Annotated in this window: 22 protein-coding genes; 11 read left to right on the top strand and 11 right to left on the bottom strand. The window is 66.3% G+C overall.

Translation table 11 applies throughout. From position 1 onward, the window contains the following. Positions 1-607 precede the first annotated feature (607 nt). Both ACFXHA_RS41470 and ACFXHA_RS41465 read left to right on the top strand, forming a co-directional pair. On the top strand, positions 608-1,222 hold the full coding sequence (locus ACFXHA_RS41470; RefSeq protein WP_379366228.1) for a methyltransferase domain-containing protein: 615 nt from the start codon (positions 608-610) through the stop codon (positions 1,220-1,222). After that, the gene (locus ACFXHA_RS41465; RefSeq protein ID WP_379366227.1) at positions 1,219-2,898 is read left to right on the top strand and encodes a glycosyltransferase; all 1,680 of its coding nucleotides are present in this window, start codon (positions 1,219-1,221) and stop codon (positions 2,896-2,898) included. The genes ACFXHA_RS41470 and ACFXHA_RS41465 overlap by 4 nt, the downstream gene beginning before the upstream one ends. 5 nt (positions 2,899-2,903) lie before the next feature. On the opposite strand, the gene ACFXHA_RS41460 is transcribed toward ACFXHA_RS41465, so the two are convergent. After that, entirely contained in the window at positions 2,904-3,761 is an 858-nt protein-coding gene (locus ACFXHA_RS41460) for a cyclopropane mycolic acid synthase family methyltransferase (protein WP_379366225.1), read from the bottom strand. Between the two features lie 301 nt (positions 3,762-4,062). Between ACFXHA_RS41460 and ACFXHA_RS41455 the strand changes: the two genes are divergently transcribed. Both ACFXHA_RS41455 and ACFXHA_RS41450 read left to right on the top strand, forming a co-directional pair. Next, positions 4,063-4,893 carry an expansin EXLX1 family cellulose-binding protein gene (locus tag ACFXHA_RS41455; protein WP_379366224.1) on the top strand — a complete coding sequence of 277 codons (831 nt, stop codon included), beginning with the start codon at positions 4,063-4,065 and terminating at the stop codon, positions 4,891-4,893. A gap of 85 nt (positions 4,894-4,978) precedes the next feature. Beyond that, positions 4,979-5,902: an alpha/beta fold hydrolase gene (locus ACFXHA_RS41450; protein ID WP_379366222.1), complete on the top strand. Its 924-nt coding sequence runs from the start codon at positions 4,979-4,981 to the stop codon at positions 5,900-5,902. Between the two features lies 1 nt (position 5,903). Here the strand turns inward: ACFXHA_RS41450 and ACFXHA_RS41445 are convergent, their stop codons facing one another. Further along, a complete protein-coding gene (locus tag ACFXHA_RS41445; RefSeq protein ID WP_379366220.1) occupies positions 5,904-7,307 on the bottom strand; it encodes a wax ester/triacylglycerol synthase family O-acyltransferase in 1,404 nt (467 codons plus the stop codon). 266 nt (positions 7,308-7,573) lie between these two features. Between ACFXHA_RS41445 and ACFXHA_RS41440 the strand changes: the two genes are divergently transcribed. Then, a complete protein-coding gene (locus tag ACFXHA_RS41440) occupies positions 7,574-8,224 on the top strand; it encodes a cutinase family protein (RefSeq protein ID WP_379366218.1) in 651 nt (216 codons plus the stop codon). Positions 8,225-8,574: 350 nt separating this feature from the next. Here ACFXHA_RS41440 and ACFXHA_RS41435 read toward each other — a convergent pair whose 3' ends face one another. From ACFXHA_RS41435 to ACFXHA_RS41420, 4 genes are all read right to left on the bottom strand, one after another. After that, a complete protein-coding gene (locus ACFXHA_RS41435) occupies positions 8,575-9,855 on the bottom strand; it encodes an RNA-guided endonuclease InsQ/TnpB family protein (protein WP_379366216.1) in 1,281 nt (426 codons plus the stop codon). A 168-nt stretch (positions 9,856-10,023) separates the two neighbouring features. Continuing rightward, positions 10,024-12,087 (bottom strand): SDR family oxidoreductase, encoded by a 2,064-nt coding sequence (locus ACFXHA_RS41430; protein WP_379366215.1) that lies wholly within the window; start codon positions 12,085-12,087, stop codon positions 10,024-10,026. Between the two features lie 361 nt (positions 12,088-12,448). Continuing rightward, positions 12,449-12,889 (bottom strand): hypothetical protein, encoded by a 441-nt coding sequence (locus ACFXHA_RS41425; protein ID WP_379366213.1) that lies wholly within the window; start codon positions 12,887-12,889, stop codon positions 12,449-12,451. 1 nt (position 12,890) lies between these two features. After that, the gene (locus tag ACFXHA_RS41420; protein WP_379366211.1) at positions 12,891-13,412 is read right to left on the bottom strand and encodes a hypothetical protein; all 522 of its coding nucleotides are present in this window, start codon (positions 13,410-13,412) and stop codon (positions 12,891-12,893) included. Positions 13,413-13,913: 501 nt separating this feature from the next. Here ACFXHA_RS41420 and ACFXHA_RS41415 point away from each other — a divergent pair. Next, a complete protein-coding gene (locus ACFXHA_RS41415; RefSeq protein WP_379366209.1) occupies positions 13,914-14,432 on the top strand; it encodes a Uma2 family endonuclease in 519 nt (172 codons plus the stop codon). A gap of 3 nt (positions 14,433-14,435) precedes the next feature. Here the strand turns inward: ACFXHA_RS41415 and ACFXHA_RS41410 are convergent, their stop codons facing one another. Both ACFXHA_RS41410 and ACFXHA_RS41405 read right to left on the bottom strand, forming a co-directional pair. Continuing rightward, entirely contained in the window at positions 14,436-15,464 is a 1,029-nt protein-coding gene (locus tag ACFXHA_RS41410; protein ID WP_379366207.1) for a family 1 glycosylhydrolase, read from the bottom strand. Positions 15,465-15,905: 441 nt separating this feature from the next. Then, the gene (locus ACFXHA_RS41405) at positions 15,906-16,169 is read right to left on the bottom strand and encodes a hypothetical protein (RefSeq protein ID WP_379366205.1); all 264 of its coding nucleotides are present in this window, start codon (positions 16,167-16,169) and stop codon (positions 15,906-15,908) included. Between the two features lie 270 nt (positions 16,170-16,439). Here ACFXHA_RS41405 and ACFXHA_RS41400 point away from each other — a divergent pair, with 270 nt between their 5' ends. Both ACFXHA_RS41400 and ACFXHA_RS41395 read left to right on the top strand, forming a co-directional pair. Further along, positions 16,440-19,157, top strand: coding sequence for an AAA family ATPase (locus tag ACFXHA_RS41400; protein ID WP_379366204.1), 2,718 nt, complete (start codon positions 16,440-16,442; stop codon positions 19,155-19,157). A 104-nt stretch (positions 19,158-19,261) separates the two neighbouring features. Continuing rightward, on the top strand, positions 19,262-19,945 hold the full coding sequence (locus ACFXHA_RS41395; protein WP_379366202.1) for an alpha/beta fold hydrolase: 684 nt from the start codon (positions 19,262-19,264) through the stop codon (positions 19,943-19,945). Between the two features lie 8 nt (positions 19,946-19,953). On the opposite strand, the gene ACFXHA_RS41390 is transcribed toward ACFXHA_RS41395, so the two are convergent. From ACFXHA_RS41390 to ACFXHA_RS41380, 3 genes are all read right to left on the bottom strand, one after another. After that, entirely contained in the window at positions 19,954-20,595 is a 642-nt protein-coding gene (locus ACFXHA_RS41390) for a DUF4232 domain-containing protein (protein ID WP_379366312.1), read from the bottom strand. 134 nt (positions 20,596-20,729) lie between these two features. Beyond that, the gene (locus tag ACFXHA_RS41385; RefSeq protein ID WP_379366200.1) at positions 20,730-22,277 is read right to left on the bottom strand and encodes a carboxylesterase/lipase family protein; all 1,548 of its coding nucleotides are present in this window, start codon (positions 22,275-22,277) and stop codon (positions 20,730-20,732) included. Continuing rightward, positions 22,261-22,713: a nitroreductase family deazaflavin-dependent oxidoreductase gene (locus tag ACFXHA_RS41380; protein WP_379366198.1), complete on the bottom strand. Its 453-nt coding sequence runs from the start codon at positions 22,711-22,713 to the stop codon at positions 22,261-22,263. Before ACFXHA_RS41380 ends, ACFXHA_RS41385 begins: the two co-directional genes overlap by 17 nt. A gap of 183 nt (positions 22,714-22,896) precedes the next feature. Between ACFXHA_RS41380 and ACFXHA_RS41375 the strand changes: the two genes are divergently transcribed. The 3 genes from ACFXHA_RS41375 (at position 22,897) to infA (ending at position 25,445) form a co-directional block, all read left to right on the top strand. After that, positions 22,897-24,216 carry a cytochrome P450 gene (locus tag ACFXHA_RS41375; RefSeq protein WP_379366196.1) on the top strand — a complete coding sequence of 440 codons (1,320 nt, stop codon included), beginning with the start codon at positions 22,897-22,899 and terminating at the stop codon, positions 24,214-24,216. 207 nt (positions 24,217-24,423) lie between these two features. After that, positions 24,424-25,218: a GNAT family N-acetyltransferase gene (locus tag ACFXHA_RS41370; protein ID WP_379366195.1), complete on the top strand. Its 795-nt coding sequence runs from the start codon at positions 24,424-24,426 to the stop codon at positions 25,216-25,218. Next, positions 25,215-25,445: a translation initiation factor IF-1 gene (infA, locus tag ACFXHA_RS41365; protein ID WP_379366193.1), complete on the top strand. Its 231-nt coding sequence runs from the start codon at positions 25,215-25,217 to the stop codon at positions 25,443-25,445. The genes ACFXHA_RS41370 and infA overlap by 4 nt, the downstream gene beginning before the upstream one ends. Positions 25,446-25,548 lie beyond the last annotated feature (103 nt).

Below are 25,548 nucleotides of genomic sequence, written 5' to 3'. Positions count from 1 at the left end.
GCTGGTCATCTGACCGGCAACGTTATGGCGACACGCTAGCGGCGCTGCGGCTTCGTGTCAATTCCGCTCGAAGTCCAACAACTGTGCAGCTCAGTGGGTTTCGTCACGCCACCCGGTGTCTCTCCAAGGGGACTCTGACCCGCTGACCAGGGCTCGTGTTCCCTTCCAGTTAACGATCGCGGACGGTTGGGTAAACCTGGTTGGCACGGGATGTCAGTGGCCCCGATAAGGCGCGAATGCGGCCGCGAGCGGCCTAGCTGAGGTGATCGACGATCGGTATCGAGTTCCGTCGGTTCCGGTTTGGCGCTGTGCGTCAGATTGTGTGAACAGCGTGTTGGAACATTTACGTACCGGTAGTCGATCCGACCGCGGATATTCGCGCACAACGCAATAACGTGCAGGTTTGCGGGCGACCCGGCATTGCTCGATCGGTACCGTCGAGTGGCGGATCTCACCGCGTGCGTGGAGCCCCCGCGCGGTCGCGTAGTCGGGCGGGGAAGGCGGGCGCGAGGCGGTGATATGTTCGGGCGGTGGGGTGGAGATCGCTTGTGGGAGCTCGGGACTGCGGGATCGTCGAATCGGGTCGGGGGCGCGGGGAGTGGGTTCGGTGAAGGCTCGATTGGAGCGGGCGGCTCGGGAGCGGGCCGTTCGGATCGTGGGGCGAATTCGCGGGCATCTGCCGGCGGGCGGGCGGGTGCTCGATGTGGGGTCCGGTACCGGGCACAATGCCGACGCGCTGCGGCGGGTGGTCGGGCTGGAGGTGGTCGAGACCGATGTCGTGGACATGCATGTCGTCGGGGTAGGACCGGTGTTGTGCGCGGATGGGGTGTTGCCGTTCGCGGATGACGCGTTCGGGGCGGCGGTGGTGTTGCACGTGCTGCAGTTCCCGGCAGATCCGACGGCCGTGCTCGCGGAGACGGCACGGGTGGCGTCGCGGGTGGTGGTGCTGCAGTCCACCACCGGGGGAGTGCTCGGCCGGGCGGCGCTCGTGGCGCGAGGATTCGTTTTCGGCCGCTTGGCATTTCAGGTGTCGCGCCTGGTCGGGTTCATCGATTCGGGGATGGCGGCCGGAGTGGCTTTGCACGTGCGCCGGGTTTTGTCGCGCGAGGACGTGCGCACGGCCGCGTACGCGGCGGGCCTGCGCGAGATCGCCTTCGAACCGGATCGACTACCGGTGCCCTTCGGCGGGCGCGACCTGTTCGTGTTCGACAGAGCCCAGTGATCCTCTCGGTCATCGTCCCCGCCCGCAACGAGGCGGCGGCACTCGCCTCGACCCTCCGATCCCTGCTGGCCGCAGCCGCTTTCGCGGAGCCGGCCCGAATCGAAATCCTCGTCGTGGACAGTGCGAGCACCGATGGCACCGCCGATCTGGCGCGCTCCTTCGGCGTCCGTGTGCTCGAATCGCCGCTCCCCGGCGCGGGCCGCGCCCGCAACCTCGGCGCCCGCCACGCCCGCAGCGACCTGCTCGTCTTCGTCGACGCAGACACCCACGTCCCCCTGGACGCTTTCACCCGTGTACTCACCCACCACGCCAACGGCTTCGACGGCGGCTTCTCCCGCCTGGCGGCCCTCGACGGCGGCCTCCGCGCCCACCTCTGGTGGCTGTTCTGGGACCACATCCGCCTCCTCCCGCTGCCCCGCGCAAAAGCCATGTCCGCCTTCATGTTCTGCACCCGAGAAGCCTTCGAAACCTTCGGCCCCTTCGCCGAATCCGTCCAACTGTCCGAAGAATGGCCCATCCTCGCCGGCCTCTACCGCACCCGCCCCACCCACTTCCACCACGATCGCCACCTCACCGCCCGAACCTCCAGCCGCCGAATGCACCTCCAACCCTTCGGCTACACCCGCACTTTTGCGAAATACGTCTGGGCCGTACTCCAGCCGTCCGGCCGCACCCACTACCCCGACACCTTCCGCACTCCAGCCCTGACCGCCGTTCCCTCCGCCCCGGTGGACGGCACCGGGACCGCCTCCTTCGATTCCGCCTCGATCGTGCGCGCCCGCACGTCGGATGCGTCGGTAACCGCTGCGGCGGTGACGCCGATTCCGGTGTCGTGCCCGGGCATCTCCACCGTGCTGCCGGCGCGCCTGCCTGGGGCCTTCTCGCGGTGGCTTGCTCGGGCGGTATCCGCCGCGCCGATGCATACCCTGCGGGTGGATGACCGGGCATTGCAGGTCGAGAAGTGGCGTCGCCCAAGCTTTCTCGTATTGATTCCGCTGTGGAATCTCTGGCTGGCAGGATTCGGTGAACCGATCCGCGTGTTGTCGGGCCGAGCTTGGCATGCCCGCGAACGTGTGCTGCACCGCAACCGGAACGGCAACGACACGGTTCGATCTGTCGGCCGCAGGCTGCTGGTTCCGCTCTTGCCGGGCGCACCCGCCGACGAATTGCTTCGCGATTTCGCGGTTGATCCTGTTGCCGCGCTCACCGCCGCCACCATGGCGCTGCGAAAGCTCCACGCCGCAGCCGAAACTCATGGCGACGCGATCCTCGGCAACGTCTTGCTCGAACCCGTGCTACCCATCGACCAGGGTGTGCTACTCGGCTCGGCGTTCCACGACGTGCCTGCTGCCCGGTGGATCGACTTCGAGACCCGCCATGCCGCGGCGCTGCTGCCTCCGGAGCGGCGCGCCGACGACCTGTGGACGCTGGCCCGGTCGGCCGCGCACACCTTGGGGCCCGATTATGTCCATGTCATCGCAACCGCCACGGCCGCAGGCTGTCTCGACGAGGTAACCCGCCGCTGTTTGGCGCTCGAGGCGGCGTCGCCGACCCGCTCGACCACGGTTCTCGCGCTGGCGCGGGTGCCGCTCACCGGGCCGCCACTCGACGCGCTGCGCCACGCGGTGCTGGGGCACCTCGACGCGGCCCTGATGACTCGCCGCGACAGTGCCTGAGCTGCCTACTTCTGCAGCGTGAACTGCATGACGTCGAGGTGGCCGGCGCGGAAGTAGTGGGCGCAGCCGGTGAGGTACTTGAGGTAGCGCTGGTAGACCTCTTCGGAGGTGAGGTGGACCGCCTCGTCGTGGTGGGCTTCGAGGGCATCGGCCCATAGGTCCAGGGTGCGGGCGTAGTGGGGGCGCAGGGATTGGATGCGGGTGGTGCGGAATCCGGCGGGTTCGGCATTGCCGGTGACGGTGTCGGGTTGGGGGAGTTGGCCGCCGGGGAAGATCTCGCGCTTCATGAAGATGTGGAACAGGGCGTCGTCGCGGGTGACGGGGATGTCGTTGGCGCGCAGCTCGGCCAGGGTGCGGCCGATGATGGTGTGCAACAGCATGCGGCCGTCCGCAGGAAGCAGCCGGTGGCAGCGGGCGAAGAACTCCGGATAGCGCTCCTTGCGGAAGTGTTCGAACGCGCCGATGCTGACGATCCGGTCGGCGGTGCCGTCGAATTCCTCCCAACCCTGCAGGCGCACTTCGGCTTCGGTGATGCCGAGCTCCCGCAGCTGGGTCTGCACATGATCGAACTGGTTGCGGCTCAAGGTGAGTCCGATGACGCGCACCCCGTAGGTGAGTACGGCGCGGATCATGGTCGACCCCCAGCCGCAGCCGACATCGAGCAGCGTCATGCCCGGTTCGAGCCCGAGTTTGCCGAGCGCCAGGTCGATCTTGGCCTGCTGGGCCTCCTCCAGGCTCATGCTCGCACGCTCGAAGAAGGCGCAACTGTAGGTCATGGAGGGGTCGAGGAACAGGGCGTAGAAATCGTCGGACAGGTCGTAGTGCGATTGCACCTGCCGGTAGAAGGGTGCGAGCTGGGCCATGGCGGAACTCTCCTGGGGCGGGCCGACATCCGCGGGTGCGTTATGGGGGGACACCAGGACATACGAGGCGGAGCCGCTCCCGGTTCTACATCCATGACACACCGCCAACACGCCGTGTTTTTCAGTCCGAGTTTCCGATTCGAGCCCGCCGTAACGGCGGCGACTGCTTTCCTGATGTGACGGGCAGCATCGCTTCAGCAAACACAATTCGGAGGGTTGGGGACCAGCCATGCACCGCACGGGGCTCGAAGAGGTCCATTCTGGCAGGCCATGGTTGTGGACGATCCTAGCGGGAGCGGTGGTGGTAGGGCTGGCCACGTGGTGGATCCGGCCGCAGTCGCTCAGCTGTCACGCCGCCACACCCACCACAACCGTTATCACGCTTCCCGCCGCACCGGCCCCGAGTTCGGTTACTACCCAGCAGATTCAGCCGCCGGAATCGCAACCGGCCCCGCAACCGGGCGAGGCTCGCTTCTATGCCTTCAGTCAGGGCGTGGCCTGCTCGCTGCCGGATCTGCCGCTGGACGGCTACTACGTCGGGGTTCCGACCGGTCAATACAACGGTTCCGCCCCGTGTGGCTCCTACGTCGACATCGACGGCCCGCTCGGCAGTGTCCGCGCCGAGGTCGTCGACCGCTGCCCCGGTTGCGGCCCCAACCAATACGATTTGAGCCGTTCGGCTTTCGAGGCGATAGCCAACTCCACCGACGGTGTCGCGCAGGTCCGCATCGGTCAGGTGCGCGACCCCAATCCGGCCCCGGAGCTGGTGTATCGGGTCGAGCCGAGTTCGTCGGCCAGCTGGATCGGAATCCTGTTCTCGGGCACCGGGAATCCCATCGCGCAAGTCTCCTTGAAGCCGGATTCCAGCGGCGACTACCTGCCCTTGCGGCGCGGCAACGACAATTACTGGAGCATTTCTGGCGCGGGCGCGGGCCCGTTCACCGCCGAGGTCACCGATATCTACGGCCACGCCGCCTTCATCTCCGGCGTCACCATCACCCCGGGGCAGTTGCGCCACACCGGAATTCGTCTCTACGAGATCCCGGTCGAGCCACCCGCCACCCCGCCCCCGCCGACCGCGCCCGTGGTCGTCACCACGGTGGTCGCCGCGCCGGAGCCCTGTAAGCCGTAACCGGCCACTCCCGGCCCGGTATGGCATCATCAAGTGAAACGTGTTCCATTTTCGACCGCCGCAGCGGTGTGCCGGGAGGCCTTCGATGACGAACCCCAGCTGGAATCCGACCGTGCCGCCCGCCGCGCCCAGCCGCGGCCGCCGGCTGTCGCCGCGCATCTCGCGGCTGACCGAGGTCCCGCAGGGCAGCATGGTGGAACTACCCGGTCGCGGCAGCACCTACGTGGTGGATCTGGCGGGCCCGGCGGCGGACTCGCCGACGGTGTTGCTCCTGCACGGCATGGCGACCACCGCCATGCTCAACTGGTTCCCGTCCCTGCGTGAACTCAACGAGCGCTACCGGGTGGTGCTGTTCGATCAGCGCTGGCACGGGCACGGAATCCGTTCCGAGCGTTTCGATCTCGATGATCTGGCCGACGACGTCGTCGCGGTCGCGGACGCGGTGGGTATCGAACGGCCCATCCTGGCGGGCTATTCCATGGGCGGCGTGGTCGCGCAACTGGTCGCGCACCGGCATCCGGATCGGGTGGGTGGGCTGGTACTGGCCGCCACCACCTACCGCTTCCAGGAGAAGTGGCGCGAGCGCGCCTTCCACCGCGGCTGGGCGGCCACCGCGACGATGTTCTCCGAATGGTCGTTCCGCCGTGCGGAACTGCGCCGCGACAAACTCCCGATGCTGCCGGAATCCTCCTGGCCGGTGGGCCGGATGGACCGCTGGGCCATGGCGGAATTGCGGGCCACCAGCGGGTGGGCGCTCGCACAGGCGCTCGTGGTGCTGGGGCAATTCGATTCGTCGGAATGGATCTCGACGTTGAAAGTGCCGACGGCGGTGGTGATCACCACGCGGGATCGGGCCCTGCCCGTCTTCCGTCAGCTGGAAATGGCGAAAGCGATTCCGGGAGCGGAGATCTTCCTCGCCAAGGCCGGTCACGCGGCCTGCGCACTCGAGGCGGACGTCTTTGTCCCGGTGTTCCTCGAGGCCGTTCAATCGGTGGTGGAGCGCTTGTAGCTCAGGCCTTTTCGCGTGCGGCCTTGAGCAGTTCGGTGATCACCTCGGGGACGGCGTCGGCGATCGCGCCCACATCGGGCACCAGTTCCCGGCAGGCGATGAAGCCGAAGTCCAGGTGGCCGTTGTTGGAGATGACGGTGGCGGTCAGGCCCGCGCCGTGGAACACCGGCCCGAACGGATACATCGAGGCCACCCGCACTCCCAGGAAATACATGGGGAAGTTGGGTCCCGGCACGTTCGACACCACCAGGTTGTGCACCACCGGGTGATGTTCGGCCAGCTTGAGCGAGGAGTACGCCCGCGCGGCCAGCTGGAAGGTGTTGGGCGGCGCGTACTGTGCCCAATCCTGCAGGAAGTCGGCGCCGATGAGGTGGTGTTCCTCCTTGGCGCCGCGATTGTCCTCGGCGATGGCCTGCATGCGGGCGACCGGATTCTCGATATCGGTGTAGAGGCGCGCGAAGATGGTCGACACCTTGTTGGTGCCCTCCTCGTGGCGCGAGGTCTCGTGCGTGGATACCGGAACCGAGGCCACCAGTGAGGTTTCGGGCAGTTCGTCGTGCAGTTCGAGGTAGCTGCGCAGCGCCCCGCCGACCACGGCCAGCACCACGTCGTTGACCTTCACGCCGAAGGCGGTCTTTATCTCCTTGATATCCGACAGCTCGGTCTGCACGAAGGAAATGGCGCGATGCGGGGTGATAGCTCGATTGAACGGGGTGCGCGGCGCGGTGAACGGCAAAGCCATGCCGCGGCTGCCGTTCTCGCGCCGGCGCTGCACCAGACCGCCCAGAATGCCGACGGTCTTGGGCACCATGCCGACCATTCCGAGTCGGCCCGGCAGCTTCAGCAGTGCCTCACCGGCCAGTTGAAGATCATTGGGTTCCGGTTCGTCCGTACCGATTTCGAGTGCGGGCGGGGTGTAGGAGACCCCGGGCTGCATATCGCACAGGTGCATCATCATGTTGGTGCCGGTGATGCCGTCCACGATGGCGTGGTGGTACTTGGACACCACCGCGACCTTGCCGTACGGCAGGCCTTCGATGACCCACATCTCCCACAGCGGCTTGCTCCGGTCGAGCGGGCGTCCGGCGATGTCAGCGGCCAATTCGGCCAGCCCCGCGTCCCCGGCTCCGCTGGGCAGGGCCAGCCGCCGGATGTGGTAGTCGAGATCGAAGTTCGAATCCCGCACCCACACCGGATGATCGAGGTTGAGCGGCACGCTGTGCAGCCGCCGCGTCATGGCAGGAATGAGGTGCAGTCGCCGCCCGAGTTCGGCCTTGAAGGCTTCGTGCTCGTAACTCACCCCCTCGGCGGCGGGGTCGAGTATCAGCATTGCGCAGACGTGCAGCAGCTGGGTGTCTGTTTCGAGATAGAGGAAGCTCGCGTCGAGCCCGGTAAGTCGTTCCATACCAACACACTATGAGAACTGGTTCCATTTTGCGCGGCGTTCGCGGTGTGGTTCGAATCCCGTCCGATGCCATTTCGTAGCCCCAAAATAGCACGTAGATAACAAGTTTCATGATGAAACGGTTGGGTACCAATTAGGTGACTCTCCAGTAGAATTCGTTGCCGCCCGATTCGTCCGTTCCTACCTTGGGTCACATAGCCCGGTGATCGTTCTCTAGTCAATGACAAGAGTCACCGGGCTTCTCACAACGACGTGAGGTGAGGACAATGGGCGACCGGAAGGTACTGCTGCCTGGAAAATGGCGTACGGCATGGGGTCTCGCGGCGATGGTGACCATCGCGGCGACGGTGTTCATTCCACCATCGACGGCCCACGCGGACGGATGCGCCGCCGTGGACGTGGTAGTGGCAAGGGGCACAGGCGAACCCGGCTGGCTCGGCGACGAGATAGGCGATCCCCTATACGGCATGCTGCAGGACCGGTTACCCCTCTCGACCACCGCCTACCGCGTGAACTATCCCGCCGATTACAGCTTCAATGTCGGCGCGGGCACCGCGGATCTGGTGGGGCACATGGTCGCCCAGGCCGCCGCCTGCCCGGGCCAGCAGTTCGTCCTGGTCGGCTACTCGCAGGGCGCGGCGGTCGTGCAGGCCGCGCTCGGCACCGGCGCGGTGTCCTGGTACCCGGGCCGCGTGCAACTGCCCGACTGGCTCGGCGGTCGGGTCGCGGCGGTACTGCTCTTCGGTGATCCCGTGCGCGGCCTCGGCTGGACGGTCCCCGGCCAGTTCCTCGGCCGCACCGGAGACTGGTGCACCGGAGGCGATCCGGTGTGCGGCTCCGGCGTCGATGCCAATGCCCACGTGGCCTACGGCAGCGACCTGGTGGATGCGGCGAACTTCGCCGCCGACCACCTCTGATCCGGGGAGGGGCAAGGGCCCAACCCTCGAGCGGTTTCGGCGGGCACAATCCGAAGCCCCAGGGCGGTCCTGGTATCCCAGGTCGTGGGGCGTCAGATGTCATGGCACTTGGCGCCTCTGTCCCACCTCGGCCTAGTGGATACCGAAGGGTTCGGCCCGGTATGCATGTTCCATGCCGGGCCGAATTCGACTATTGGGTAGAAGCTTACTGGTTCGCGCGCTGTTCCTCGGACTTCTCGTGCAGCCCAGTACGGACACATCCGAAACCGTTGAGATGGACTCCAGGTGATTCCCTCGCTGAAATCCTTCCTGCTTCATTGGCCACAGCCGACTTCCGGAGAAGTGTGGTCTCACATGGCCTCCACGAGGCGTTTAGCCTCTCCGGGCAACTTCCCGGCGAGTACTGTTTGCTGAAACTCGGTGTCGGCGAGCATCGCCGCGAGCAGGTTTCCGGCGGCATTACGATCACGCTCGTGGATTACCCCACAGCCTGGACATTGCCAGCTGCGATCGCCGAGGCTCAGGGCCCGATTGATGGTCAGGCAGTCGCCGCATGTCTTGGAAGACGCGAACCAGCGATCAGCTTTCCACACTTGCGAGCCGTACCAGGCCGCCTTGTAGTCGAGTTGCCGCACGAACTCACGGAATCCGGCATCCGCGACGGCCCGCGCCAGGCGACGATTGGCCTGCATTCCCTTGACGTTCAATGTTTCCACCGCGATGGCCGACTTGGTTCTCGTCAGCCTCGTGGTGGTCTTGTGTAGAAAATCGTTGCGTCGGTTGGCCACTCGCAGATGCACCCGGGCGAGCTTGATTCTTGCTTTGTGCCAATTTTTCGACTCCGGCTGACAGCGCGCGAGTTTTCGGTTCGCTCGCGCCAATGACCGTTGTGCCCGCGCCAAGGGCTTGGGTGCATGGATTTCCTGGATGGCGCCGTTGTCGTCGCGTAGCGTCGCAAAAGTCGTGAGCCCCAGGTCGATTCCTGTCTGTGGAGCGTCCTGGGGCACAGCGCGGCGGAGGTTGAGGTCATCGCGGTCGATTTCGAGCTGGAAGGACACCCACCATCGCCCGGCGTGCTCCCGGACGGTGGCACCGAGAATTCGGGCAGTGCTGACGCTCAACCGGACGGTGAGCCATGACAAATCTTCCCGAGTGGTCACCGCGCCGATGCCGGGCAACCACACGGCTCGGGTATCGACCGGTTTCGCGCGGTCACCGTCGTAACGGAATCGGCTGCCGTGCTTGCGTTTGCGCCACCTCGGGAATCCTACGGGCGCGCCCTTGCGGTTCCCGGTTCTGGATTTGAGAAAGGTGGCGAAGCCGGTCGCGCGTACCCGACATGCCTCCTTTGGCACCCGCGACGACAACTTGCCGGCACCGAACCATGGGAACCTTGTGGGATGGGCAGCGCGCCATTCTTTTTCGAGCTCAGGTGCGGTCCAGGGCGCCTTGGTCAGATCCTCGCCGGTGAATCCGTACGTTTGCTCGGCTTGGCGTTGCGCCCACTTCTTCTGCACGATTTCGAGGCAAAAGTTCTCCACCACCCGTGACAGGCCCGCATGACGCCCCATCAAGAGCGTCTGATCCGGGTCAGGCGCAAGCTCGAAGCGCACTCCTTGTTTGTGGCTCACTCCGCCCCCTGTCGAGTCAATGCTGAATCGAACAGATAGACGATAGCTGAAGTGCATCAATCGTTGCAGTGAATTTTCGCGACAGCTACGACCGAAGGGTTCGGCCCGGCGTGCTGTCGCACGCCGGGCCGAACTGCGTTGTAGTGAGTTGTGGTGCGGGGGAGGGGATTACCAGTGCAGGCCGGGGATCCGGTTGGTGATGCGCGCGGCCGGGGCGGGCAGGCCCATCAGGGGCTGCACGATCGGGGCCAGCGCGAGCAACGGGCTGCGCGATTGCGGCTTGGCCGAATCAGTCTCGGCGGCACTGGTTTCGGTGACACCGGTTTCGGTGGTGACCGCGGTCTTGGGTTCGGTGCGCGCGGCCTTGGATTCGCCGAACATCCGGAAGCCTTGGTGCAGGATGGCCCGCTTCACCGACGGCATGACGGTGTCGACGAGCTGGGCGAAGGTGCCGATGGGGGTGTCGATGCGGCTCGGGCGGTGTTCGAGCGCCCGGACCACGATGTCGGCGGCCTGCTCGGTGCTGTGCACCGGGATCGACTTGTAGAGATCCGTCGGCGCGATCATGGCGGTGCGCACCAGCGGCATGCGCACCGAGGTGAACGTGATTCCGGCATCGGCGTTCTCGACCGCGGCGATCTCGCTGAAGTTGTCCAGCGCCGACTTGCTGGCCACGTACGCCGCGAAACGCGGCACCTTGGTTTGCACGGCGATCGAGGAGATGTTCACGAAATGCCCGAAGCGACGCTCCCGCATGGACGGCAGCAGCGCCAGGATCAGCCGGACGGCACCGAAGTAGTTGACCGCCATGGTCCGCTCGAAATCGTGCATGCGGTCGGTGGAGTTGAGCACCGAACGCCGGATCGAACGGCCCGCGTTGTTGACCACGTAGTCGACATGGTCGTGATCGGCGAGCGCCTGCTTGACCAGCAGCTCGACCGACTTCTCGTCGGTGATGTCGCAGACGTACGCCTGTGCCGCACCGCTTTCCGCGCGCACCTGGGCGGCGGCGGCCTCGATATCTTCCTCGGTGCGGGCCACCATGAGCACGGTCGCGCCGCGGCGGGCCACGGCGTGCGCGGTGGCCAAGCCGATGCCGGTGGAGGCGCCGGTGATCAGCACTACGCGGCCTTCGAGCTGTTCACCCTCGTTGCGTCGGGCGCGATCGGGGTCGAGATTGGCCTGCCAGTACTTCCACAGGGTGTCGGCATAGTCAGCGAAGGGCGGCACCTCGATGCCGGTGCCGCGCAACTGCGCCTGCGTCGACTCGGAGACGAAGTTCGACTCGAACGAGGTGTGCGGGGCCACCTCGGCCGGAATTCCGAAGCGCTCCAACAGGAAATCCCGCACCGCGGGCACGCCCGGCAGCCCGCCCAGGGCGTGCAGCGCGGTGTGTGAGCCCGGCACGGTGCCGATCGCGGTCGGCGCGCCGGCCGCGCGGGCCAGCGCGTTGTAGATCTCGGCGAACGGCTGCGGCGTCGGGTTGGTCAGGTGGAAGGTCCGCCCGATCAGGCCCGGCCGGTTGATCAGTTCGACCATGGCGTCGACCACGAAGTTCACCGGGACCACATTGGTGGCGCCCAGGTCCGGGATCGGCATGGGCAGCTCCGACGGCAGCGCCGCCAGCCCGGCGATGGCCGGGAAGAAGTAGTACGGACCGTCGATCTTGTCCATCTCGCCGGTGCGGGAATCGCCGACCACGATGGCCGGTCGGTACACCCGCCAGCGCAGGCCCGCGGCTTCGCGCACCATCTTCTCGGCCTCGAACTTGGTGCGGTGGTAGGGCGAGTGCAGGCCCTGGCCCAGATCGAAGTCGTCCTCGAAGAACTTGCCCTTGTGGTCACCCGCGACCGCGACCGACGACACGTGGTGCAGCACCGCGCCGAGCTCGAGCGCCAGGTCGATGACCGCGCCGGTGCCCGCCACATTGGCGGCGTAGGTGACGTCCTCGTCGGCGGTCATGTCGTAGACCGCGCCCAGATGAATCACATGATCGGCCTGCGGGGCCTCGGCGTACCCGCCGGCCAGACCCAGTCCCGGTGCGGCGAGATCGCCGACGAGCGGGAACACGCGGTCCCCGGCTCCCCAGCCGTCGGCCATCTCGCGCAGCTTGGCCACCGACGCCTCGCGGGTCAGTGCGTGGACAACGGCTTCCTTGTCGCGCTCCAGCAGTGCCGCGACGACGCGGCGGCCCAGAAAACCGGTGCCGCCCGTGACGATGTACGAAACCATCGTCCCCTCCTTAATAACGAACCTGTTGGTACCCAACGGAGTTCGTCCGACATGCGTCGGTGGATGCGGACGGTTATTGCTAGCCCCCTAGCAGAATGTCGGGCCGAGGTAGGAACACCATCGTGCCTAACTGATGAGTAACTTTACGGACCGCGAAACGGCCATTCAACCGGAATGGCCGTTTCGCCGCTGTGTGACTGGTCACCTCGGGGCTATCCGAGTTGGTATGTGTAACAAGGGGTTTGATGTAACCGCCGGGCGCACATGGCAATCTGTCGGCTATCGCTCAATCTGGTGAGCGGTCGCTCACTTGGTTTGATCTCTGGGACTTTGCTGGCGCTGCGGAGGTTCACATCGTCGGTTACGAATCGCTTTGGATGAGAAAGTGTTCGACGTCTGCCGTGCTGACCGACCACTCCGAGATGTGGTCTCCGTCCTCGTTGACGGTAGAGCGGGGTCCCAGGCAATCCCAGGGGGCCGTCGCATCGAACGAGGGTTCCTCCGCGAGGAAGATCAGCCGATTTTGAACATGCACCGTGGCACCGTCTCGATACAACGGCCAGACCTGGATGAAGTTGGCCGTGGCTGGATCCAGCATCGACGTGACCAGGCAGGAGATGCCGGCATCATCGATTACTTTGCGCAGTGCGACGTCCCAACTGCGGCGATAGTCCTCGATCGTCCAGAACCCGATCGGAGCATGGAAGCGCTCCTCCATGTCGCGCAGCCTGATGATGCCCACTGCCAGCGAACTGTCCCGCTCGGAGTGCTCACCAGTGAAGTCGATGTCGAAACTTCCCACCTCAGGCCCCGATCCGCGTCTTCAGATCCCAGGAATATGTGCCGGTTCTGTTGCCGCGCCTATCGAACATCTTCCATCCGTTCGTGACATTGTGGCTCGTATTGTCTGGAGTAATGTAGTTGGTGCCGTTGGAAAAGGCATCCTCGCCGTGTGAATCGAACGGTGCTCGCTGCGGTGATATCCGCTGAGTATAGCCGAGGCTAGTTGCCTGAGTTGCGTACTCCTGTTTGGTCTTTGGTTTCGACGCGCCCTCGCACTCCGTCTTCTCGGCGGTAAGTTGAGCACTGGTCGTCTGTAGGCGAGCCTTCCATGCGTCATATTGTGCGACTTGCCAACTGGGGCCTCCGCCCTTGGCGTTGAGTGCATTGACCTCGCCGTTGTACTTTGCCGACTCGGCATTAAAAGCGGTGATCCTGGCTTCCAATGTCGAGCAGTCGGCTGCTGCCGCATTGCCTGCTGCCAGCACCGTTCCGGCGAGCGCGATCCAAAGCGTCACCGCTGCAGAAATGATTCGAGCCCTCATTGTCCCTCCCGTAATTCGACCCCACCCAGAGGTTTGCCGTGGATGAATCCCCTGAACATCCTCGACGTGCTCTACGTCGACGTAGTTCCGTCGCGATCGCAGCGAAAGATATTGCGCTGCAACCATATCCGCGGACAGCTCCGGCTTCCCCCTCTGGACGCTTCGACGCTATCGTGCTGCCGGTCAGCGCGCCAGCCGATTTTGGCGCCAGAATCGCCGTTGTGACGCCGGTCGCACTCCTTGCCGCGCGGCCTGCCGTAGCTGTCCCGTGGAGCCCCCGCCGTGACGAGCAGGCTTGTCCAATGCGAATGGATCCGAGAAGGGGGCGTTGCGCGAGCCTGCGTGTTCCATGTCCTTTCTGTCCGAATCGCCCGGCTGAGCGGTAAAGGTGCTGGTGGAGGTCTCACGGGAGGGGAAGTGAGGTTAGGGTGTTCCAGTCTTGTTGGCATCGGACCGTGGAGGGAGTCGGTTATTTATCAGTTGGACCTGCCTCGTAGCGGCGTGCGCACGCGGGCCGAATTCGACACCCTGCCGGCGGTTCCGCGCGGCTGGGCCTGGGAATTGCGATCCGGCCGATTGGAGCTCAGCCTCATGCCCGTCACGTTCTGGTATTCCCGGATCGTGTTCCAGGTGCTCGATTTCTGGCGCGGGCACGGTTATGAAATAGCGGGCGACCAATACATCGCCGACAGCGGATTCGCGCGCGGCGATATCGGGCAGCACAACTTCGTGGCCGACGGCGTGGTCTTCCAGCCGGGCCATCGCCCCGGCAAACACAGCACCACGCATGCTCCCGCGGCGCTGTTCGCGGTCGTCGAAGCGGTGTGGCAGCCCGTGCAGGTCGGCGAGGCCATCGACAAACTGCGGGTCTACTCGATGCTCGGCATCCCGCACTTCTGGATCGTGCGCGGCGACCACGATAGCGACGACCTCGACGGCTTCGTCAGCATGTACGAACTCGTCGGCGAGGACTACAAACTCACCGGCAGTCGCCTGGTCTCCGAACTCACCCCGAATTAGGCGCTAGTGCGGCACGGTCACCGGATCGGTACAGCTGCCGGGAGTGTCGAGTAGCGAGCAAGACAGCGGCGCGCGGGTGGGCCGATAGTCCGCGGATACCCCGGACGCGCGAATGATCGCGCGGTAGGCGTCCACGACCGGCGTGGGCCGCCGGGTCAGCGTCGGATCCGTGCGGACATCGACGGTGTAGAGGCCGAAACGCATTGCGTACGTGCCCCATTCGTAGGAGTCGGTGAGGCTCCAGTAGTTGAAGCCCAGGACGTCGATGCCGTCGGCGCGCGCCCGCTGTACCCAATAGACGACATCGCGTAGGTGATCGGCGCGGTCGTAGCCGTCGCTGCGGGCCTTGCCGTCGATGTCGTAGAGCCCGGCCTCCGCGACGAACAGCGGCTTGCCCGGATAGCGGCGCGCGTAGAAGGCCAGCGCGTAGTAGAAGTCCTCGGGCTGCACCGACCATGACCCGGGCTGAGCCAGATCGAACGGATTGCGCGCGAGATCCTGCACGGTCGGGGTGTAGTAGTGGCTGATACCGATGTAGTCCAGGCGTTCGGCGACCGGGTCGGTGATCGGGAGGTTCATGATCGGTTCGGCCGCGCCCGCCAGGAACGGGATGGTCACCGACACCATGGCCGTCGGCTGCACCCGGTGAATATGGTCGTAGATCGTGTTGTGCGCCTGGGCGATTCGTTGTCCCATGGCCGGGATCTCGAGGGTCGGCAGGTCGCCGTCGCGCCATTCGTACTTGATGTAGTTCTCCGGCTCGACGAAGGTGATCCAGAGCGGGTCGCGATCGGCGTAGCGGTCGACGACGCGGTGCGCATTGGCCAGCCAGTCGTCCACGATCGCCGGATTGCGCCAGCCACCGCGATCGGCGACCCAGCCGGGATACACCCATTGGTCGAGGACGAGCATCGGGCGAATCCCGTTGGCGGTCAGGGTGTCGAGGACCGCGTCGTAGAAGGCGAAACCGTCCTCGGACCACTCGCCGGGCGTGGGCTGCAGCCGCGCCCACTCGATACTGAGCCGGAACACGCCGACGCCGAGACCGGCGGCAAGGGCGATGTCGGCGGGGTATCGGGGTGTAGAAGTCCGTGCAGTCGGGGTGCTGTCGCAGCTCCTCGGACAACCGGGTGAAATAGCGGCGTTGATTGCTGTCGGGTGTATGGCCCTCGCATTGGAACCCGGACATGGCCACACCCCACAGGAAATCGTCGCCGAGCCCTGCCACTAGGTCCGGGGCGGGCGGCCGGGCGGCCGCGAGGGGGCCGCCGAAGCCCGCGGCAGCCGAAAGCGCAAAGATCCCTAGGACATTTCGCCGTGAAAGCCGCACCAAATCCCCCTTGGTGAATGCCACCGGCACCGGTTATGCCGACCCGAAAATCGGTATACCACATCGATTCGATCGGGACGTGCCATCTTCACGCCCGGATCCTCCAGTGGCGCTATGTGTTTCGGGTTCGGTGAGCGGTCGGATTACTGCGGGATGCAGCGGACGTCGCCGTCCGGGGCTTGGGCCACCACGGTGAATGGTGGGCACTGGCGGAGATTGCCCCATTCGTCGTGAATGCAGGAGTCGTAGGTGAACGGGTCGGCGGTGGGAGTCCGCTGGCCGGTTTGGCACTGTGACGCGTCGGGCGTCGTATCCGCCGCCGCGATGCCCGCGCCCAAGGCGGCCGCGGGCAGGCTCAGGGCCGCGCCCGCGAGCGCGCCGGCAACCATCGTTCGAAAGTGATTCATCGTCCCTCCAGGTAGTCCAGCCAGGGCCGATCGAGAGTGGACGGGATGTCCGGGCCCGCCCAGCAAACATTTCCAATATACCAATTGGTATACCGTTGCTGAACTGGATGAACGTCACATCCACGCGTGTCGGGCATGGAGTGGCGGGCGTCTCTGCCGGGTAGTGGCGGGCGTCTCTGCCGGGCAGGTTCGGCATTTCGGGCGCATCGGGTTTCGCGGCGTGGTGAGAATGATGCTCGAGGATGTGGGTCGGTACGGATGCGGTGGCGGATGCTGTTCGGGCGTGTGGTCGAGGTCGAGATGATTTCCGCGTTTCTCGCGGGTGACGCGGAGACCGTTCTGGTGGTGAGCGGTGAGGCGGGGGTCGGCAAAACCGCGTTGCTGGATGCGGCGGCGGAGACCGCGCACCGGCAGGGGCAGCGCGTATTACGCGCCGCCGCTCTGGAATTCGAGGCCGACCTGCAATTCGGGGCACTCAATCAACTGCTGCAACCGATGGCGGGGCTCGTCGACGAGCTCGATGCACCCCAGCGCACGGCCATGCGGGTGATCATGGGATCGGCCTCGGGCCACCTGCCGCCGACGCTGCTGGCGGGCGCGGCAACGCTTGCGCTGCTACGGATCTGGGCTCGCGCGCAGGGCACCGGGGTGCTGCTGGTCATGGACGATGTGCAATGGCTGGACCTCTCCAGCAGCATGGCGCTCATCTTCGCGCTCCGCCGCCTGGACGGTGCGAACATCCGACTGCTGGCGGCGGTACGCTCCGAATCCGGTGATGCCTTCACCCGCAGCGGATTCCGCGTGCACGAGGTCGCGGCCCTCGACGACCGCAGCGCCGAACAACTCCTGGAATCCCAATTCCCCGCCCTCCCCGACACCGTCCGTCGCCGCCTGCGTGCCGACGCCCGCGGCAACCCCCTCGCCCTGCTGGAACTGCCCATCGCCCTCGAAACTCACGGCCCCGGTAGCCGTCTCCCCGAAGTCCTCCCTCTCACCCGCCGCCTGCAACGCCTCTTCACCGCCCGCATCGAAGCCCTCCCCGAACCCACCCGCCGCACCCTCCTCCTCATCGTCCTCGCGGGCTCGGAACCCGGCTCGATCGAATGGACACACGGCCCGGTCGGTGCCGACGGGTTGGCACCCGCGGAGCGGGCGGGGGTGGTGCGTGTCAATCCGGGTACGGGGCGGCTCGAGTTCCGGCATCCTCTCATCCGGTCGGCCGTGGTGGAGTTGTCGACGAGCGAGGAGCGGCGGGCCGCTCATCTGCTGTTGGCCGACATGTTCGCGCGGTCGCCGCAGCGTCGGGGCTGGCATCTGGGGCAGGCCGCGATCGATGTCGACGAGGACGTGGCGGGCCTGCTGGAAGCGGTGTCGCGGCGGATGCTGCACGACGGCGACAGCGTCCGCGCGGCCGCGACCATGCTGCGCGCCGCCGAGCTCTCCCCGGCCGTCGCCGATCGGGCGCGTAGGACCGCGCGAGCGGCGTATCTGGGTTCACTGCTCACCGGCGACCTCTCCGACACCGGCCGATTGCTGCGTGCCGCATCGGAATCCGCTAGCGGAGGCCACTCGCTTGCGGTCGCATTGGCCGCCGCCTTCCAATTGCTCAATGCCGAAGGCGATGTCGCGACCGCCAGCCGCCTGCTGCTGGCGGCCCTGCACAGCGGCGATGCGGCGCAGGATGATCCGGAGACGGTGGTGGAGGCGTTGCATACGCTGCTCTACATCGGGTTCTACAGCGGGCGGGCGGAGTTGTGGCCTGCGATCACGGCCGCGATGGAAACGTTGATGCCGGAACCGATGGATACGCTGTCGCTGCTGAGCGGACCGTTCGTGGACCCGGTGCATGCCGGGCCGAAGGTGCTGGGGGATCTGGACTCCGCGTTGGAGGAGCTGCGGTTCTCCGCCGATCCCGTGCATATTGTGCGGGTCGCGACGGCTGGGGCGTACCTGGATCGGATCTGGCGGGTGCGGGAACCGCTGCAGCGGGTGATCGAGGACGGGCGGGCCGGGGGTGCGGTGGCGCGGGGGATCGACGCGCTGTTCCTGATCGGGAACGACGACTACTTCTGTGGCCGTTGGGATCACCTGCTCGAGGTGACCGGCGAGGGTTTGGGGTTGTGCGACGACCTCGGCTATCTGACCACTGCCGGGCCCGGGAAGTTCCTGCGCGGCATGGTCGCGGCCGCGCGCGGTGATATCGAGACGATGGAGCGGATCAGCGAGCAGTTGCTGATGTTCGCCGCACCGCGCAATCTGCTGGCGCTGGCTCACTACGCCTCTCATATCCGGTGCGCGCACGCCCTGGCGACCTCCGCGTTCGCCGACGCCTACCGGCATGCCGCGTCCATCAACCCGCCCGGAACCTTCCTGCGCCACACCCCGCAGGCGCTGTGGACGGTGCTCGACCTCACCGAGGCGGCGGCGCGCAGCGGACGGCTCACCGAGGCGCGGGCACATGCCGCCGCAGCCGAAGCTGCTGCACTGGAGGAATTCTCGCCGCGCCTGGCGATGATCACCAAGGCCGCTCGGGCACTCGCCCATCCCGAGGAGAGCGCCGCGCTGTTCGATACGGCGCTGACCACGCCCGGCACCGAGCGGTGGATCTTCGACCGGGCTCGCATCGAACTCCTCTACGGCGAACAACTCCGACGTGACCGTGCGACCGTGGCTGCGAGGGCTCATCTGTCTTCGGCAGCAACGGTTTTCGCCGACTTGAAGGCCGAGCCCTGGTCGCGGCGCACACAGGCCGAACTGCGTGCCGCAGGCGGGTCAGCGACCGGTCCCGGCGCGTCCCCACTGACCGCGCAGGAGCGTGCCGTCGCCGACTTGGCGGCCATCGGACTGACCAACAAGCAGATCGGTGCGCAACTGTTCGTCTCGGCGCGAACGGTGTCCACGCATCTGCAGCGTGTCTTCCACAAACTCGGAATCACCCGCCGGGGCGCGCTCCGCGATGCGTTGCGGCAGCAGACCGGCGAAGACTGACCCCGCGCAGCGGGCCTCACATACGTCATCTGACGGATTACGTACGCGGGCAGCGTGTCTAGGTTCATTGGTGTCCGACCAGCGCAGACTCGAAGGAGCATGACATGCCCGCAACCGATAAGACCGTCGTCCTCGTCCACGGCGGATTCGTGGACGGTTCCGGCTGGCGAGCCGTCTACGACGAGTTGACCCGCGACGGCTTCCGGGTCCGCATTGTGCAGAACGCCACCAAGTCGCTGGCCGACGACGCCGCGACCACCCAGGCCATCCTCGACGAGATCGACGGCCCCGTGGTCCTGGTCGGCCACTCCTACGGTGGGGCGGTCATCACCGAGGCAGGCCGGCACGAGTCGGTGACCGCCCTCGTCTACATCACCGCCTTCGCCCCCGACCAGGGTGAATCGGTGAACAGCCTGCTCGCCACCTTCCCGCAGGACGGTCCCCAGCCGCCCATCCTGCCGCCCGTCGACGGCTACCTCTTCCTCGACCGCGCCAAGTTCCACGCCTCCTTCGCCGGGGACCTTTCACCCGCCGACGGCGCATTCCTCGCCGACTCCCAAGTGCCCTGGGGTGTCGAGGCTTTGGCAGGCACCATCAGCGAGGCGGCCTGGCGCGTCAAGCCCAGCTGGTACCTGCACGTCACCGAGGACCGCATGATCCCCCCGGCCGCCCAGCAGTCCATGGCCGAACGCATCGGCGCCAAGGTCCACGAAACCCCCGGCAGCCACGCCATCTACGTCTCCCAGCCGGCCGCCGTAGCCGAAATCATCCGCGCCGCAGCCGAATAACGCCGCCGTCACCCGTTGTAGGCCGCTACCGCCCGAATCGTCAAAATGCCTATCTTGGTGCAGGTTTGGCGCGCCATCGGAATGAACACCGACTCGGTATTGTCCGGCGGATAAATCCGCAACCCCGCAACCGCCACCGGACCGCACGTATCCGCCGGATAAACCCCCACATCATTGACCGTCCGCAACGTAGCCGCCGCCCGCCCACCGGCCGCGATCACCACCGCCACACCCCCGTCATTCCCCTCGAATGCCTCCCGCGTCGCCGCAGGCCCCACCGGCTCCCCATTAGCCCCTTGCGTATAGGACACCCCCGGATACCCGGTCAACGAGCAAGCCCGAGACCCATTATTGGTAAACACAATCGGCACATAAGTACTCCCCGCCGCCCCATCTCCCCGCCCGAGCGCCACCCCCAACTCCGCCGTCTTACACCCCGAAACCCCGACGGGCACAGTCGTAGTAGGCGCGACCGAACTCGAATTCGCCTGTGTCCCCGTCGGACCAGGCACCGTGGTCACCGGCCCCGCACTCGTCCCACCCGCCTGCGTACCCGCGCCACCACTCGAACTCGCCCCACCCGAACACCCAGCAGCCAACGCCACAATCACTGCGGCAACCGGCACCACCCGCACTCCCCGCGCACCCATTCCGATTCCCACCACAGCCCTCCATCCCACGCTCTGACCGCCACCTTTCGCTCAGGTTATCGCCGCAACTCCCGCCCCCGTCACAGCCCACGCCGCGCCGACCCGAGAACTCCCCGACCAAGATCAAGGTGTAATCAGCGCGGAATTTTGTCCGGATCGCCACCATGAGTACACCCTGGTCCTGAATCCGAGAGGGGGAGGACGTCGAAGGGGTGGGTTTGCCAGATCCGGCGGGAGCAGGATTCGGGGTAGGGGGCGGTGGTGGGGGTCGCGGAGTAGATGCGAGTGAGCGCCTGGTCGGGGGTGTAGGGCGCCCAGCCGGGTGTGCCGGTGGCGGCGAATGTTGTCCAGGCGGTGCGGATTTCGTGGGAGATACGGGGAAGTTCCGCGAGGGCGGTGGGATGGGCTGTGGGGTGATTGCGAATGTCGGCAGGAGTGAGGGTGTCGAAGAGCAGGAGGAAGTCCAGGCTGTGGGAGGCACCCTCGGATTCGTTGAAGGACCAGGTGAGTTCGTAGAGCCAGGTGGGGGACGGGTGGTGGGCTTCTGCCAGATGGAGGGTGGGCATACGGAAGAGCCAGTCGGCGTGGACGAGTTCGTGGAGTTCAGCGGGAGAGAGGGCGGGGTGGTCGGTGCGGTAGGAGGCCGCACCGTGGGGAGTGGGCGCGAGCTCGTGGAGGGTGCGGGTCACCAGCGCCTCTGTGATGTCGAGGCCGAAATGGGTGGCGATGAGGCGGTATTCGTCTCGGGTGTGGCCTACCAGGAGGTCGATTTCCCGGGCCGCACCGTTCTCGAGTGCGCGCCAAGGAGATTGGGGAAGCAGGCTGCCGTCGACGATGGGGGAGAACGGGGTTGGGGTCAGGGCCATGGGGCCCCAGGAATCGACGAGGCCGGGCATGCGGTCGATGACCGCGTAGGTCGCGTCGAGGAGTGTGCGCGGGGGACTGGGGGACAGGTCGTCGAGGGTGGCGCGAACACCCAGCTCGGCCGCGATGGTTGTCGAGATCGTGGCGGCCAGTTCGGGAGTGAAGTACGTTCCGGGCAGGCTTTGGAGGATCGCGCGCCGAAACAGGCCCTGTGCCATGGGCATGGCGAGTTGGGCTGCGATGCAGCCCGCGCCGGCGGATTGTCCGAATACCGTGACGGTGCGGGGGTCGCCGCCGAATGCGGCGATATTGTCGCGTACCCAGCGTAGGGCGGCGATCTGGTCGAGGATGCCGCGGTTGTCGGGTGCTCCGGCGATGTGGGCGAATCCCTCGACGCCCGTGCGGTAGTTGAGGCTCACCATCACCACACCGCATCGAGCGAGTGCGGCACCGTCGTAGTGCGGGTTCGCGGCGGAGCCCTCGAGGTATGCGCCCCCGTGGATCCATACCATCACCGGCAGCGAGGCGGTGAGGTCCGGTGACCAGATGTTGAGGGTCAGGCAATTGTCGGAACCGTCAGCGGCGCAGCCGGACTCGGCGGTCATGACCGCGCCGGGGTGCGACCTTTGTGGCACAGCGGGGCCGAAGGCCAGGGCGTTGTGGACGCCCTTCCACGGTCGAGCGGGCAGGGGTGCGCGGAAGCGTTGCGGTCCGAATGGGGGCTCGGCGTAAGGGATGCCCCGGAAGACCGAGAGGGTGTGGTCGCGGCGGCCTTGCACCAGCCCGCCGGTCGTGCGGATCTCAGGCGTGGGGTCCATGTACCGGTGTCAGGGTGCCGGTCAGGGCGTGGTGGTCGGGAGTGCCGGTTGCTCGGACGGTTTCGGGGAGGTTGGCGGAATCGGTGGGTACCAGTTGGACGTCGACCCAGCGGTAGTGCTTGCGGCGGTGGATGACTCCGGCGGAACCGGCGGCGCGGATATTGCGGACCCAGTCGGAGTTCGTGCCGTAGTTGACGAGTACCGACATGCGGTCGTTGTCCACGAACACCATGACGGGCGTGCGGTAGTGCTTGCCGGACTTGCGGCCCACGTGTTCGAGGACGCTGTAGTTGGCGATGCGGGTCGCCCACTGTAGTTGGATCGGGTTGGTGACTCGCTTGTTGAAGCGGGCGAGGCGGCGCATCATGCGCGGGCCGAGCAGTGTGGAGATTTTGCTCGCCCCGGCGGCGACCGCTGATTCGACGTTTCTCGGCATCGATGACCCCTTCTCGAATCCGTTCGTCGACTGCGACATTGCCAGTCGGTGGCGGGGGTCGTCAATCGGTGATCAGCGGGATTTCCGGACCGGAATTTCGGTCCGGGGCTGTGACCGGTGCTGATGGTCGGGGCGCGGTGCGGGGGGATGGAGGTTCGGGGGCGGGGTTTCTAGCGTTGATTCATGACAGTTGCGAATGCCTTGCCGCCCATGGTTTCCGGTGGTCTGCCCCTGGTCGGGCTCGGACCCGAGTTCATGCGGAACCCGGAGCGAGTATTTCAGCGCGGGCTGGACGAACACGGGGAAACCTTCCGCATGCGCGTGTTCGGCAATGACACGGTGGTGATGCTCGGGGCGGAGAATTCATGGGTTTTCTTCCACAGCAAGAATTTTTCCACCCAGGGCGCGACACCATTCTTCGAGAAGATGTTCTCACCCGGGTTCTACAGTCTCGCCTCCGAATCCGAGTACCGCCGGCAGCAGCGCGTGCTGATCCCGTTGTTCCAACGCGCCCAGATCAGCGGGTTCATCCCGACCATCGAGGCGGTGACCGACGCCTTCCTCGAATCCCTCGGGGAGAAGGGCGAATTCGACCTCACCGCCGAATTCGGCCCGCTGGTCTTCCGGATCGCCTCCACCTGCTTCCTCGGTGAGCAGGTCGCCCAGGAGATGGGCGCCGACTTCTACCGCGAGTTCCGCAATTTCTCCGACGGCATGACCTTCATCCCGCGCTGGGTCAAGACCCCGCGCAATGTGCGCAGCCAGCGCGCCGCCGTCCGGCTGAAGTCTGCACTGGGAGCCATGATCGAGCGCCGCCGCACCCGACCGCTCGCGGAACCGGACTTCCTGCAGCAGTTGGTCACCCAGCGCTACGAGGACGGCACCCCGGTCCCGGACGACATCCTGGTCAACATGGTGCTGCTACTGGCGTGGGCGGGCTACGAGACGACCGCCGGTCAGCTCGCCTGGACCCTCACCGACCTGCTGCTGGAGTCCGGAACCCTGGCCCGGGCCCGCGAGGAGGCCGACCGGATCGTCAAGGACGGCAGCCTGGATCGCGCCGCAGTGGATCGGATGACCGTGCTGACCGCCTGCATGAAGGAGAGCGAGAACCAACATTCGATCGCCCCGATGCTGGCCCGCCGCGTCACCGCCGACACCCAGGTCGGCGAGTACCTGATTCCCGAGGGCACTCTGGTGCTGGCCGCACCCGCGCAGACCCACCGGATGACCGACGGCCTCAACTGCCCCTTCGGCTACGCCCCGGACCGCTTCCTCGGCGAGGACGGCAAGGCGAACCTGAACTCGCTCATCGGTTTCGGCGCGGGCACCCACCGCTGCCTGGGCAAACCGTTCGCCGAGGCGGAGATGCTGGTCATCCTGTGCCGGGTGCTCGCGGGGTTCGAGCTGGAGCTGACCACCGGCACACCCCGCCCCACGCCGGGCGCGACCGGCACGAAATGGCCTGCCGCCCCGGTTCGGGTCGCCTATCGACGACGCTAGCCATGCGAAACCCCTGGTCAAAAAACAATTGTCGCGAGATCCGGCAGTCCTGCTAGCCTGCTGACCGACCGTGACACCACCTGAGGAGGTGAGACCCATGTACACAGCACTGATGTTTGGGGCTCCCTCTCGTCGTCACGGGTAGGCGCGCGATTCGATCGTCGCCGGGAGCGCCTGCCTGACAAGGCATCCCGAAAGGTGACGACAATGAACACTTCAGCTTTCACCTCGCGTGCGGATGATTCCGCCGTGCAGGTCACCCGGGTCGCACTGACCCATTGGCAGGCCGTGGACCACGATCGAGTGGTCGGCGACGGCGAGCTCTCCACCCGACCCGACGGACGCCTGTTCGTCAGCATCGACGCCTGGCACGACGCGGTCTTCGACCGGATCGCGGCCGCCATGCTTCCCACCCTGCGCAGACCCCTGCACACCGTCGTCGACGAGCACGACACCGACCTGCTGTCGCGTTGGCAGCGAGCCGGTTTCGTGACGCGCCGACGCGAATGGGAGTACCTCCTACCCACCGATCCCCGGACCACCGGACTGCACGACGTGCAACCACCACCGGGAGTCACGATCGTCCCCGCCGGTCGAGCCGCGGAAGGTCCGCTGCGTGCGGTGGACCGCGTGATCCGCGACGAGGTGGGGGCGAGTGTCGGCTGGCAGGAGATGCCCGTCGAAAACCTCGGCGGGCCCGGCGACACCATCGTGGATCCGTCGAAATACGTGGCGGCCGCGGAGTCCGATCGATACGTGGGTCTGTTGCGCGTGGTGGAGGTCAGCCGCGTGCCACGCCTCGGTTTGCTGGCGGTCCGGGCGGATCGGCACCGCCGCGGCATCGCCCGCGCGCTGCTGGCGCACACCCTGGGCGTCCTGCACGACCGCGGTGTCGGCACCGCTTCGGCCGAGGTCAAGGAGTCCAATCTCGCCGCCACCGCCCTGCTCGAAGGCCTCGGCGCGCGACCGGTGAGCAGCAACCTGGAACTGGTGCTGCGATGACGAATCCGAACAAGAGCAAGGGCATCGAGATCGAGGGCATCGTGGTGGACTGCCTGCGCAATGCCACCTTCACGGTGCGCCTGCACAACGGCCATCAGGTGCTCGCGCACATCAGCGGCAAGATCCGGAAGAACTACATCAAGATCGTGCCGGAGGATCGCGTGCTGGTGGAACTGAGCCCCTACGACCTCACCAGGGGCCGAATCCTGTTCCGGTACCGGAACTGACGGGCACCGCGTCGGGGGGGGGGGCGGCCGCCGCGGGCGCGCCCGGGGGGAACCCCACGTAGGGGGGTGTGGGGGTGTGGGTGTGTTTAAGAGACCCGCGCAA

This window comes from Nocardia sp. NPDC059240, assembly GCF_042753865.1.
GTDB lineage: Bacteria > Actinomycetota > Actinomycetes > Mycobacteriales > Mycobacteriaceae > Nocardia.
The sequence above is the reverse complement of the archived record's forward strand: the minus strand, read 5'-3'. Positions and strand labels throughout refer to the sequence as shown.

Excerpts from the sequence above, each read along its gene's own strand:
- ACFXHA_RS41430 (WP_379366215.1), bottom strand. The coding sequence starts at position 12,087 with ATGGTTTCGTACATCGTCACGGGCGGCACCGGTTTTCTGGGCCGCCGC.
- ACFXHA_RS41370 (WP_379366195.1), top strand. The coding sequence starts at position 24,424 with ATGAACACTTCAGCTTTCACCTCGCGTGCGGATGATTCCGCCGTGCAG.
- ACFXHA_RS41400 (WP_379366204.1), top strand. The coding sequence starts at position 16,440 with ATGCTGTTCGGGCGTGTGGTCGAGGTCGAGATGATTTCCGCGTTTCTC.
- ACFXHA_RS41375 (WP_379366196.1), top strand. The coding sequence starts at position 22,897 with ATGACAGTTGCGAATGCCTTGCCGCCCATGGTTTCCGGTGGTCTGCCC.
- ACFXHA_RS41445 (WP_379366220.1), bottom strand. The coding sequence starts at position 7,307 with ATGGAACGACTTACCGGGCTCGACGCGAGCTTCCTCTATCTCGAAACA.
- ACFXHA_RS41390 (WP_379366312.1), bottom strand. The coding sequence starts at position 20,595 with ATGGGTGCGCGGGGAGTGCGGGTGGTGCCGGTTGCCGCAGTGATTGTG.
- ACFXHA_RS41440 (WP_379366218.1), top strand. The coding sequence starts at position 7,574 with ATGGGCGACCGGAAGGTACTGCTGCCTGGAAAATGGCGTACGGCATGG.
- infA (WP_379366193.1), top strand. The coding sequence starts at position 25,215 with ATGACGAATCCGAACAAGAGCAAGGGCATCGAGATCGAGGGCATCGTG.
- ACFXHA_RS41450 (WP_379366222.1), top strand. The coding sequence starts at position 4,979 with ATGACGAACCCCAGCTGGAATCCGACCGTGCCGCCCGCCGCGCCCAGC.
- ACFXHA_RS41385 (WP_379366200.1), bottom strand. The coding sequence starts at position 22,277 with ATGGACCCCACGCCTGAGATCCGCACGACCGGCGGGCTGGTGCAAGGC.
- ACFXHA_RS41395 (WP_379366202.1), top strand. The coding sequence starts at position 19,262 with ATGCCCGCAACCGATAAGACCGTCGTCCTCGTCCACGGCGGATTCGTG.
- ACFXHA_RS41460 (WP_379366225.1), bottom strand. The coding sequence starts at position 3,761 with ATGGCCCAGCTCGCACCCTTCTACCGGCAGGTGCAATCGCACTACGAC.
- ACFXHA_RS41380 (WP_379366198.1), bottom strand. The coding sequence starts at position 22,713 with ATGCCGAGAAACGTCGAATCAGCGGTCGCCGCCGGGGCGAGCAAAATC.
- ACFXHA_RS41420 (WP_379366211.1), bottom strand. The coding sequence starts at position 13,412 with ATGAGGGCTCGAATCATTTCTGCAGCGGTGACGCTTTGGATCGCGCTC.
- ACFXHA_RS41405 (WP_379366205.1), bottom strand. The coding sequence starts at position 16,169 with ATGAATCACTTTCGAACGATGGTTGCCGGCGCGCTCGCGGGCGCGGCC.